This window comes from Kordiimonas laminariae (assembly GCF_023008165.1).
GTDB lineage: Bacteria > Pseudomonadota > Alphaproteobacteria > Sphingomonadales > Kordiimonadaceae > Kordiimonas > Kordiimonas laminariae.
Genome location: NZ_JAKQZA010000005.1, coordinates 144,199 through 156,535 on the forward strand (window position 1 = coordinate 144,199; position 12,337 = coordinate 156,535).

Consider the following 12,337-nt stretch of genomic DNA (forward strand, 5'->3'; position numbering starts at 1 on the left):
AAGGTTTTTTATATAATGGCGTCGAGTTCAGTATCCGGAGCAGTAGCAGATATTCAAGAAGAAACATCTGCAAATACTGATAATATATGGACAAAAATGGCCAAAGCTCCGGGCGTTACTCCAATGATGGCGCAGTTTCTTGAGATTAAAGCAGCTTACCCTGATTGCCTTCTTTTTTACAGAATGGGTGATTTTTACGAGCTGTTTTTCGAAGATGCAGAACGCGCTTCAGCGGCGCTTGATATCACACTCACAAAACGCGGTAAGATTGACGGTAATGATATCCCAATGGCAGGCGTACCTGTGCATGCCTCAGAAATATATCTCTCTCGCCTTATTAAAAAATCTTTCAAAGTAGCTGTTTGCGAACAAACCGAAGACCCTGCTGAAGCCAAAAAGCGCGGGTCTAAAGCTGTGGTGCGCCGCGAGGTGGTACGCCTAGTAACCCCTGGCACCATTACGGAAGAAAATCTTCTCAACCCACGGTCAAACAACTATCTGGTGGCTCTTGGCCGCGCGCAGAAAGATATGGCGCTCGCGGTTGCTGAAATGTCTACAGGCGAGTTTTTCGTTTTGCCGACCAAGGCTGGCAGACTTGACGCTGACCTCGCGCGCCTACAACCCGGTGAACTACTCGTACCCAACGACATGATAGCAGACGATACACTCTCTGCTGGCCTGTTTGATTGGCGCAGTATCATCAGCCCAATGGATAAAAGCCGATTTGATAGCGGCTTTGGTAGCCGACGCCTCCAGGAATTGTTTGATGTTTCAACCCTGGATGGTTTCGCGAATTTCACACGCGCGGATCTAGCTGCCGCTGGCGCACTGGTTGATTATCTCGATGATACCCAGAAGGGTAAAATGCCAAGGCTATACCCACCTAAGCGCCTGTCTGCTGATGGCACAATGATGATTGATGCTGCCACACGCCGTAGTCTAGAGCTTGTGCGTACACAAACAGGCGAGACATCCGGAAGCCTTCTTTCAACAGTGGACCGCACAGTTACTGGCGCGGGGGCTCGTCTCCTTGCCAAGCGCCTTTCCGCGCCGCTTACAGACCCTGTTCGCATTAACGAACGGCTGGACTGTGTGGATTATATGCATAAGCGTAGCACACTGCGCCTTGATGTGCGGGATACACTAAAGAACACACCAGATATTGAACGGGCACTGGCAAGGCTTTCTCTAGGCCGCGGCGGACCCCGTGATTTAGCCATGATCCGCGAAGGCCTTAAGGCAGCGAAACTTATTCAGACTTACCTTAGCGGCCCAAGTGGTGCACTGGATGAAGTTCCTGATCTTATTCAGGATGCCCACGAAGATTTGGGTAGCCACAATGACCTTATTGATGAGCTTGCACGCGCCATTGTCGATGAACCACCGCTTATTACCCGCGATGGCGGTTATATCCGCGAAAACTACAGTGAAGCGCTTGATGAATACAGAACACTCAAGGACCATAGCCGCCGATTGATCGCCCAGCTTGAGGCCGAATATCAGCGGCTTACAGGTATCAACAGTCTAAAAATCAAACATAATAATGTGCTCGGCTTCCATGTAGATGTAACCGCAAAAAATGCAGATAAACTGTTACAAGAACCACTAAATGAAACCTTTATTCACCGCCAGACCCTTGCAAATGCGGTACGTTTTTCTACAGCTGAACTTTCAAAGCTAGCAGGCAAAATTTCTGAAGCTGGTGATCGCGCACTTGCGCTTGAAGCTGATATGTTCACGGGTTTAGTCGCTATGATTATGGAGTTGGCTGGCCCAATTTCTATGGCAGCTGATGCTCTCGCAATGCTGGATGTCTCCACAAGTCTTGCAACCCTTGCGGAAGAAGATCGTTATATCCGTCCTGAGGTAGATGACAGCCTTGCTTTTGATGTGATCGGCGCTAGGCACCCGGTTGTAGAAAAAGCTCTAATGGCCGCAGACAGCAAACCATTTGTTGCAAATGACTGTGACTTATCACCCGAACAACGCCTTTGGCTGATTACTGGCCCGAATATGGCTGGTAAATCTACGTTCCTTAGGCAAAACGCGCTTATTGCTGTACTCGCACAAATGGGAAGCTTTGTGCCTGCCGCCAGCGCCCATATTGGTTCCGTGGACAGGCTTTTCAGCCGTGTTGGTGCTTCTGACGACCTGGCTCACGGCAGATCAACCTTTATGGTAGAAATGGTGGAAACTGCCGCGATCCTTAATCAAGCGGGCCCACGCTCACTCGTTATTCTGGATGAAATCGGCCGCGGCACAGCTACTTATGATGGGCTTTCCATCGCTTGGGCCGCTGTTGAAAACCTTCATAACATCAACCAGAGCCGCGCATTATTCGCGACCCACTACCATGAACTGACAGCTCTTAAAGAAACGCTGGAAAGCGTATCTCTCCGGTCAATGAAGGTACGGGAATGGAAGGGTGATGTTGTCTTCCTTCACGAAGTAGCCGCAGGCGCAGCTGACCGGTCATATGGTATTCAGGTTGCCAAACTTGCAGGTTTGCCAACAGCGGTTATTAACCGCGCACGTCAGGTACTTGATCATCTTGAAAACAGCGATAAAGGCGATAAAGCCCAAGGTCTTATTCAAGATCTTCCGCTATTCCATAATGCAACTCTCAACGAACCTACTGCCAGCTACGAGATTGCACCTTCTGAAGTTGAGGAAAAACTCTCGGAAATTAATCCAGATGAACTCTCGCCAAAAGAAGCGCTTGAAATAGTTTATAATCTGAAGGACCTTTTACCGAACCCTTAAGAAGAAGACCTTGTAATGAGCAAAATCCGCAATAGGCGCGCCCTTATTAACCGCAAAGAATTGGTTATTGCGTTAGATGCACTTGTGGAAAATACACCCAAGGAAAAATGGCAGCTGGAGCTGGTAAAAGTCCTGAAAGCTGCCCACCGCTCAGGTTGGGAAGAGGTAAAACGTCGTTTTTTTGAAGATGCTGAAAAAGGTCATGTTTCAGCGGAATCCCTTTCGTATGTGATGGACCAACTACTTCGCACGCTGTTTGATTTTGTCACAAAGCATGTCTATCCACTTAACAATCCAACTTCTTCAGAGCGTTTAGGACTTGTGGCAACCGGTGGATATGGGCGCGGTGAACTGGCACCATATTCAGATGTAGATCTGCTGTTTCTTATCCCTTACAAATCCACACCATGGGCCGAGAGCGTCGTTGAATACATGCTCTATGTACTGTGGGATTTAGGCTTAAAAGTTGGGCACGCCACTCGCACACCTGATGAATGTGTCCGCCTCGCAAAAGAAGATCTGAGTATTCGCACATCGCTTCTCGAAGCACGCTTCCTATGGGGCGATGAAAAACTCTTTAAAACCGCAGCCAAACAGTTCTGGCGTCGGGTAGTAAATAATTCCGGCCCGGAGTTTATCGAAGGCAAGCTTGAAGAACGCGATAAGCGCCACAAAAAACTGGGAGATAGCCGCTATGTGGTGGAGCCCAACATCAAGGAAGGTAAAGGCGGACTTCGGGACCTTCAAACTATGTGGTGGATTGCCCGAAACCTTTACGGTGTAAACCGCTCGAACGCTGTAAAGCCCGATATTCTCACTAAAGATGAAAACCGTCAGTTCCAAAAAGCGGAATCTTTCCTCTGGACAGTACGTGTTGCCCTTCATTTCCTCGCAAACCGCGCCGAGGAACGCTTGAGCTTTGATATGCAAAGGCAACTCGCCGAAACGCTTCACTATAAAGACCACCCTGGTGCGAGCGGCGTTGAACGCTTTATGAAACACTATTTTCTTGTTGCAAAACAAGTAGGTGACCTTACTCGAATTTTCTGCGCCGTACTTGAAGAGCGGGAACAAAAGAGCTTCTTTGCACGCTTCCGCCGCACCAAAAAGCTGAAGCAATTCGCTGTTGAAAGCGGCCGCTTAACTGTAGTCAATGAAGATGATTTCAAAACAGACCCTGGTCTGATGGTGAAAATATTCCGGATAGCTGACGAGCACGACCTTGATATTCATCCATCTGCGCTACGGCTGATGAAACAGAATTTAGGGAAAATTTCCTCCCGCGTACGCAGGCATCCCGATGTGAACGATGATTTTCTCTCCGTTCTCACCAGCCAGAAGGAAGGCGAGATCAATCTTCGCCGCATGAATGAAGCAGGCGTTTTCGGACGCTTTATTCCTGATTTTGGCCGCGTGGTGGCCCAGATGCAATATGACATGTATCACCACTATACCGTGGATGAACACACCATTCGCGCCATCGGCCTTTTAGCAAAAATAGAGGCAGGAGAGCTTGCGCAAGATCACCCGCTTTCAACGGACGTTATTCAAAAGGTTATCTCCCGCAAAGTGCTATATGTGGCTGTACTTTTACACGATGTTGCAAAAGGCCGCGGCGGTGACCACAGCGTTTTAGGCGCTGAAGTAGCTGAAAAATTATGTCCGCGCCTGGGCCTTAAACCTGCAGAAACTGAAACTGTAGCGTGGCTCGTACGCTGGCACCTTCTCATGAGCAACACTGCCTTCAAACGAGACCTTTCAGACCATAAAACCATTCTGGATTTTTGCGAACTGGTAAAAAGCCCAGAACGCCTGAGGCTTTTACTCGTACTTACGGTGGTTGATATTCGCGCGGTTGGTCCCGGCGTTTGGAACGGCTGGAAAGGCCAGCTCCTCAGGGAATTATATGCTGCTGCTGAGGAAGTACTACTTGTAGGGCACGCAACTCGTGGCCGTCAGGAACGTGTAAAGGCGAAGAAAGAAAAGCTTGCAGCATCACTCAGTGACTGGAATGAAAACGACATCGACAAACACCAGAACCGTATGAACGATGCCTACTGGATTGCGGAAGAAAACGATACGCTCATTCAGAATGCTCGATTGATGCGCCGTATAGACGAAAACGGCGATATACTGGGCGTGACAGCCCGGATCGAAACCTTTCAGGATATGACAAATGTCGCCATTTATGGGGAAGATCACCCGGGCATGTTTGCTCGTGTGGTTGGCGCGCTTGGTGTTGCTGGTGCCACAATTACTGGTGCGAAAATTCATACCTCTAAAGACGGCATGGCTGTCGATAATTTCACCGTACAGGATCTGGAAGGCCATGCTTTTGATAGCCGCCGTTCACTTGATAAGCTTGAAGAAACCATTCTGGCCACCCTTAAAGGCAAGGTACGCCCCAAGGAGCGCCTGAAAAACAAAAAGGTATTTGGCAATAAATCAGACGCCTTTGAAGTAGAACCCGTGGTATTGATTGATAACAAAGCCTCAAACTGGTCAACAGTGATTGAGGTTAACGCTAAAGATCGTCCTGGACTACTTTATGATTTAGCCTATGCACTTTATGGCCTTAAACTTTCCATTTTCTCAGCACATATTTCCACCATTGGTGAACGAGCTGTTGATGTATTTTATGTACGCGATCTAACGGGCCAAAAACTATCAAACAAAGTACGCCTGAGAAATATTGAAGAAAAACTCCTGAAGGCCGCGAGTGGCAAACCTATTTTTGGCTCAAAACCAACCAAAACAGAAAAGAAAAAAACACTGGAGAAAACCGAGTGAGCCTTATTAAAGGTATTTCAACGGTAGGGGGATTTACCCTTCTAAGTCGCGTTTTCGGGTTTGTCCGAGATATGTTTATGGCCAAATATTTAGGTGCAGGCTTGGCGGCAGACGCTTTTTTCATAGCATTTAAGTTACCCAACTTCTTTAGACGACTTTTTGCAGAAGGTGCCTTTTCCGTTGGTTTTGTGCCACTTTTCTCTAGGCGGCTGGGGAAACACATAACACCTGAAAGCCGAAAGACCGCAGAAGAATTTGCCAGCCACGTGCTTAGTTGGCTGTTTCCCATCCTTCTTTTCTTCCTTATTGTTATGGAAATAGGCATGGTGCCTATTATGTTTGGGCTCACTGGTGGCTTTGAGGGCGATACTCAGAAGTTTAATTTTGTAGTAGAACTGGGCCGATACATATTTCCCTACCTACTTTTGATATCTCTGATGTCATTCTTTTCAGGCGTCCTCAATGCTTATGGTCGCTATTCAGCCGCTGCCTTTGCACCTGTAATCCTAAATATCTTTATGATTATAGCGCTTTATATCTATGGAGAAAGTGAACTGGAGGCGGCTAAAAAACTTGCTATTACAGTTTCTGTTGCAGGTTTTGCTCAACTCCTTTGGGTTTATGGCGCAGCCCTAAGAGCTGGTATTCGTATCTATCTACCAAGACCGAGACTATCAGAAAATGTAAAAGAGCTTTTGAGTTTAATTGGCCCTGCAGCAATTGGTGCTGGTATTATTCAAATCAACCTCTTGATCGATGTTGTTATTGCAGCCCGCTTTCTGCCTGAAGGGTCCGTTTCCTGGCTCTTTTATGCAGATAGACTTAATCAATTACCTCTCGGCGTAATTGGCATTGCAGTTGGCACAGTTCTATTGCCAAGTATTTCTCGTCTGCTTGCAGGCGGAGATGAAGCGGGTGCAAACCGCCAACAAAACCGAGCACTAGAGTTTTCACTTTTCCTTACCTTACCGTCTGCTGCAGCACTTATGGTAGCTGCTGGCCCCATCATAGCTACCCTCTTTGAAAGAGATGCCTTTAACAGTGCAGATACAGCAGCAACCGCACTAGCGCTTACTGTTTATGCTGCTGGACTACCAGCCTATGTAATCGCGAAAGCTCTTACACCCGGTTATTTCGCCAGAAGAGACACTAAAACACCGGTAAAGTTTGCGGCAATTTCCCTTATGATTAACACAGTGCTTAATATTATTCTTATTCAGTTCATGGGACATGTGGGATTAGCTGCAGCCACTGCAATTGCCGCCTGGGCTAGCGTATTTATGTTCTACGGCGGCTTAAAAAAACGAGGTCAACTCACACTTGAAAGAGATACAGTCAACCGATTGATGAAGTTTTCCCTATCTGCCTTCATTATGGCAGGCGTTCTCTTTTACAGCCTGCCATATGTTGCGGAGTATTTCATTACTGATGGTATTACTCGTATCTCTACGCTTGTCGGCGTCATCATTTTCGGTGTGATACTCTATTTTATCCCAGTTTTCAGTATGAAGGCGCTGACTATCACAGAATTGAAGCGATTTATCCGTCCAAATGCCTGATCGCTGCTTGACCGGATGAAACCAGCCTGTAATAAGGCAGCTACACGCTGAATAATTGGAGATATACAGTGAAAAATCGCGTTTTTTCTGGCGCTCAGCCATCAGGTAAGCTGACACTTGGTAACTACCTTGGCGCGCTCCGCAACTGGGTAAAGCTGCAGGAAAATTATGAATGTATCTACTGTGTGGTGGATATGCACGCGATCACTGTCTGGCAAGACCCAAAAGAGCTTGCGGCCCAAACTCGTCAGGCGGCGGCAGCTTATATTGCCTCTGGTGTTGATCCAGAGAAATCAATTCTCTTTAACCAGAGCCAGGTTTCAGGCCATGCTGAACTTGCCTGGATTTTTAACTGTATTGCTCGCCTTGGATGGCTTAACCGCATGACCCAGTTCAAGGATAAAGCGGGCAAGAACCGCGAGAATGCTTCGACAGGCCTTTATGTGTATCCAAACCTGATGGCGGCAGATATCCTACTCTATCAGGCAACACACGTTCCTGTTGGGGAAGATCAGAAACAGCATCTTGAGCTAACCCGCGATATCGCACAGAAGTTCAATCATGATTTTGGTGTAGACCTGTTCCCGATCACTGAACCGCTAATCCTTGGCGAAGGTGCACGAGTGATGAGCTTGCGTGATGGTACCAAGAAAATGTCCAAATCTGACCCTTCTGAATATAGTCGTATAAATTTGAACGACGATTCAGATACTATTGCTCAAAAAATCCGCAAAGCTAAGACAGATGCAGAACTGATCCCGGGTAAGGCTGATTTACTCGAAGGCCGTGCAGAAGCACAAAACCTTATTGGTATCTATGCTGCCCTTTCAGAGGTAAGCCGAGATACAGTCTGTACTGAATTCGAAGGAAAAGGCTTTGGTGACTTCAAAAAAGCCCTAACAGAACTGGCGGTTGCCAAGCTCGCACCAATCACTGAAGAAATGGCACGCATTGAGCAAGATCATGCTTATATTGATGGCATTTTAAGATCTGGCGCAGAAAAAGCTGATGCAATTGCACAACCTATTCTTAAAGAAGTGAAGAAAGCTGTAGGTTTCTTGAGCTAACATTCATGAAAGCCCCACTTTCGTTCAGCTATCGTTCATACACTGAACCCTACCATTATGTCACATTAGCGGGAAAGCTGTTGATGTGACCTTTGGGCTGTTTATAGTGTTATTCAAAGGGATGAGCGGAGACTTGTAATGACCAAATTTTTTAGCCGAGTGCTTCTGGTACTGGGTGTTGTGGCACTAAGTGCCTGTGCTAGTAATTTCCGGAGTAATGTAACAACATTCCACGAAATCACAGCCCCCGGCGGTGAACGTGTGTTGTTAACCCCAATGAACCCTGAAAAGCAGGATAGTATTGAATTCCGCCAGTATGCAGATGCAATCGCGGTACAATTACAGGGATATGGCTATAAAGAAACGGGCGAGAGCGAACCAGAATTAATTGCTGGCTTTGATGTAACTATTGATGATGGCCGTGAAAAGCTTATTAACCGCCCGGGTATCACTCCTTACCCATATTGGACAACCGGTTACTGGGGATATGGACGTTTCTGGCGTTCACCTTTCTTTGGCCCATACGGCGGCTTTGGTTATGGTTTTGGTAACGGCTTCAACAATGAAGTTGTTGCCCGTACAGTTTATCTCGCGACACTACGTGTAGAACTCCGCAAACCTGATGGTACTCTTGTTTATGAAGGTCGTGCCGAAACAGAGACACGCCGTAAAGATCTTCCTAAGGTTATGCCGTATCTCGCAAAAGCACTATTTGAACAGTTCCCGGGGAATAGCGGTGAAACTCGCAGAGTAGTGATTGAAAAAGAGAAAAAGCAGTAAATACCCCCTCTGCAATGAATATCAAAAGGCTCGCATAATGCGGGCCTTTCTTTTTTGCGTACAAGCTTACTATCGAAGCGGGATACGAATATCCGTACGGAGTTCTGAGGTCGGTGTAACTTTCGGATCATTAATATATACCTCAAGAGGCGGCATATCCCGAGGCTCCTCCCCAGACTGCAGCAACCATCTACCGTAAAGCCACTCATAAGCAGCCTTCAGGTTTGAATATGGCCCTTTATGTTCCAGCACCGCGTACTTGCCGCCCTCAACATCGAAATAATCAAGGCTATCAAGCCCTTCGGGGAACCCCTCTTTTAAGGAAACGGCGACATGAGACCGAAATTCCGCGCTTGGTTTAGAATCTGGCGCATCATGATAGATGGCAAACAAACTATTCACCTGATCCATTAAAGAATTTGCCATCAAGACAGAGCCCAGACCTTTAAACGCCTTTCCAATGCGCTGATATGGCCCAACATGGCAAACGCCTGCAGCTCGAAATCCATTCATTTCCACTATTGATATTGGATACATGCTCTCATTCCCTTCACTTAAGGATAGTAAGTTAGTGATTTGAGCACCCTGTTCCCGGAAATCATTCGGCGAAACGCCGTGAGCCTTCTTAAATGCACGAGAGAAACTAGCCAGGTTTTGGAAACCGACTTGCTTCGCAACATCCCTTACAGAAGCGTCTTCATGTACAAGAAGGTTTGCAGCCTTGCTAAGGCGTAGATTTCGCACAACACCCGCAAGTGTTTCCCCTGTCATCGCTTTGAAAACACGGTGCCAATGATAGCGGGACATGCAGGCAATATCTGCGAGCGTATCAAGGCTTAATTCTTCATCCAGATTCTCATAAATATACGAGAGAACCCGATTAAGCCTTTTCTCATAGCTGGCAAATGGTTTGTTCATCAACACCCTCCTGTCCCGGTTACTTTAGAGCTGGAGAATGCGTCAGCAAGAGTTTGCATGTATTGCTGAATGTAAAATTGCTTCGATACATGAAAAAGGCCCGCAAAACAGCGAGCCTTTCAAATCGATTGTATCAGCAAATACTAAACGCTCTTATATACAAACTCGATGAAACGGTCTGTCCAACCATCACGGAGGGAACCAACCTGCTTTTCCACTTCAGCAAGTGCTTTCATCTTCTGGATATCTTCAAGGCTTTTGCCTTCGCCTTTTAGTTTGGCAACAATTGTACGGGATTCCTGAAGCACTCCAAGATATTTCATCAAGCCAGCTTTATCCGTTACTTGCCCATGCCCCGGGATAATAATGGTTTCTTCATTCGACATAGATAGTGCTTTTTTAGACGCTGCAATCACGCCATCAATATCACCGCCATTATCTACATCAATGAACGGGAAACTGCCGGCAAAGAATAAATCGCCCATATGGATAAGGTTAGTTTCCTTGAAATAAACGAAACTATCACCGTCTGTATGTGCATTTTTCACATGGATAAGGCGCGCATCATCATCGTTCAGGTGCAAAGACATTTCATCATTAAAAGTAACCACAGGAAGCGCAGGACCTGGCTGTGCTTCCATTTTGTTATTGAACGCCTTGATGAAGGCTCCTTTTGAAAGACGAACCCGCACATTATCATGCGCCACAATCACCGTACCGGTTTTACCAACATTTTCGTTGCCGCCTGTATGGTCACCATGGAAATGCGTATTGATAGCAAAGCGAATTTCAGCATCAGAAATTTTGGCAATTGCCGCCTTGATACGGTCAGTAAGTGGTGCGAACTGATCATCGATAATGAAAATACCGTCTGGCCCCGCAGAAATACCAATATTACCACCAGCACCATAAAGTACATGCAAATTACCGCGCAAATGTTCGGTTTTAATTTCAACCTGATCCCAATTCTGGGCAGAAGCCGTGCCTGCAATGGTTCCCGCCAGCAACAACCCTTTCACAAAATTCTTGATCCTCACCCTATGCTCCTACTTCAAATTTAGCCCTGCACGGATACTAGCCATCGCCAGATAAGGGTCAATCACCACACTGAAAGTTGATAAGTGCTGTTTTGCCGTCAATCTGCCATTCTTTTTCGTTATTTGCCTTTGCTCAGCAGCCGATTATTGGCTACATGAAAGAAGAGTTTGATTTAAATCCTTAGGGGGAACCATGGCAGGTAAAAAAACCATCGCTGTTGTCTTCGGCGGCCGTAGTGTTGAGCACGACGTAAGTATTCTAACTGGCTTGCAGTTTCTTGAAGCGCTCGACCCTGGTAAATACGATGGTATTCCTGTTTATGTTGACCCCCTTGGCCAGTGGTGGACAGGCACCGCGCTGACCAAGCGCTCTCACTATCCGCTGAAGGGCGATGCACATAAGGATTTGCAGCAGATCCATCTGGATTTAGCAACTGCAGCGGCGGGCAGACCTCAGTTTACAGCATTCCAAAAAAGCTTAATGGGTGAAAAACGTATTCAGATACCGTTTGATCTGATTGTTCCCGCTATTCACGGCTCTAACGGTGAAGATGGTACGTTGCAGGGCCTTCTTGATTTTGCAGGCATTCCATATGCAGGTTGCCGTACGCTTGGTGCCGCTGGCACAATGGATAAAGTATTTGCGAAAAAAGTAGCCCGTGCCGAAGAGCTAAAGGTTTTGCCAGAACTGATAGTAAACCGCCCAGAAAAAGGTACTTTCCTGGACCCCGAGAAAATCAAGCAAGAGCTAGTGGCAGCTCTTGGCTCTGAAACTTACCCACTGATTGTTAAACCTTGTAACCTCGGCTCAAGCGTGGGGGTTGGCAAGGCTGATGATATAGATGGCCTGATCGCGGCTCTTATGACCGCCTTCCGCTTGGATAGTGAAGCAATTGTGGAACCTTTTGTACCAAATCTGGTGGAATACAACATCGCCTGCATGAACAGCCCTGACGGTTCTATTGAAACATCAGCAATTGAACGCCCTGCAATGGATGCAGATGTTCTTGATTTCAAAAATAAATATTTGGCTGGCGGTACACCAGGTGGCCCCAAGCTTGATAGCGGACCAAGCGAAGGCATGGTGTCCCTAAACCGCACACTCAACCCTGATGAACTTACAGCTGAGCAGGAGAGCTTTATCAGGGGTACAGCGAGCGGCATTTTTAAAGCCCTCAAGCTTGCAGGCTCCGTACGGATTGATTTTTTGTGTGATGGTGAAACAGGCGAAATCTGGCTCAATGAAGTAAACACCATTCCAGGGTCATTCGCTTATTTCCTATGGGAAGCCGCTGAAACCCCCGTAAGCTTTCTATCACTTACAAATCGTATGATTGAAGAAGGCTTTGCCCTCTCTTCCTCAAGACTTGGCGCGACGGATGCGCAAGCTGGCGATTCCAAAATTTTTGCCTAAGGCTAAGAC

General features: G+C 46.9%; 8 protein-coding genes. 6 read left to right on the plus strand and 2 right to left on the minus strand.

Annotated features, from left to right (window positions below; all coding sequences use genetic code 11):
* Positions 1-15: 15 nt before the first annotated feature.
* The 5 genes from mutS (at position 16) to MF542_RS11530 (ending at position 8,959) form a co-directional block, all read left to right on the plus strand.
* Positions 16-2,763, plus strand: coding sequence for a DNA mismatch repair protein MutS (gene mutS / locus MF542_RS11510; protein WP_247019457.1), 2,748 nt, complete (start codon positions 16-18; stop codon positions 2,761-2,763).
* A gap of 15 nt (positions 2,764-2,778) precedes the next feature.
* Positions 2,779-5,553, plus strand: coding sequence for a [protein-PII] uridylyltransferase (locus MF542_RS11515; protein WP_247019466.1), 2,775 nt, complete (start codon positions 2,779-2,781; stop codon positions 5,551-5,553).
* Positions 5,550-7,112: a murein biosynthesis integral membrane protein MurJ gene (gene murJ / locus MF542_RS11520; RefSeq protein WP_247019468.1), complete on the plus strand. Its 1,563-nt coding sequence runs from the start codon at positions 5,550-5,552 to the stop codon at positions 7,110-7,112. Before MF542_RS11515 ends, murJ begins: the two co-directional genes overlap by 4 nt.
* Before the next feature lie 68 nt (positions 7,113-7,180).
* The gene (gene trpS, locus MF542_RS11525) at positions 7,181-8,179 is read left to right on the plus strand and encodes a tryptophan--tRNA ligase (protein WP_247019470.1); all 999 of its coding nucleotides are present in this window, start codon (positions 7,181-7,183) and stop codon (positions 8,177-8,179) included.
* Positions 8,180-8,317: 138 nt separating this feature from the next.
* On the plus strand, positions 8,318-8,959 hold the full coding sequence (locus MF542_RS11530) for a DUF4136 domain-containing protein (RefSeq protein WP_247019472.1): 642 nt from the start codon (positions 8,318-8,320) through the stop codon (positions 8,957-8,959).
* A gap of 69 nt (positions 8,960-9,028) precedes the next feature.
* On the opposite strand, the gene MF542_RS11535 is transcribed toward MF542_RS11530, so the two are convergent.
* Positions 9,029-9,877: an AraC family transcriptional regulator gene (locus MF542_RS11535; protein WP_247019474.1), complete on the minus strand. Its 849-nt coding sequence runs from the start codon at positions 9,875-9,877 to the stop codon at positions 9,029-9,031.
* A gap of 143 nt (positions 9,878-10,020) precedes the next feature.
* Positions 10,021-10,914: an MBL fold metallo-hydrolase gene (locus MF542_RS11540; protein ID WP_247019476.1), complete on the minus strand. Its 894-nt coding sequence runs from the start codon at positions 10,912-10,914 to the stop codon at positions 10,021-10,023.
* Between the two features lie 193 nt (positions 10,915-11,107).
* Between MF542_RS11540 and MF542_RS11545 the strand changes: the two genes are divergently transcribed.
* Positions 11,108-12,328 (plus strand): D-alanine--D-alanine ligase, encoded by a 1,221-nt coding sequence (locus MF542_RS11545; RefSeq protein WP_247019478.1) that lies wholly within the window; start codon positions 11,108-11,110, stop codon positions 12,326-12,328.
* The last annotated feature ends 9 nt before the right edge of the window (positions 12,329-12,337 follow it).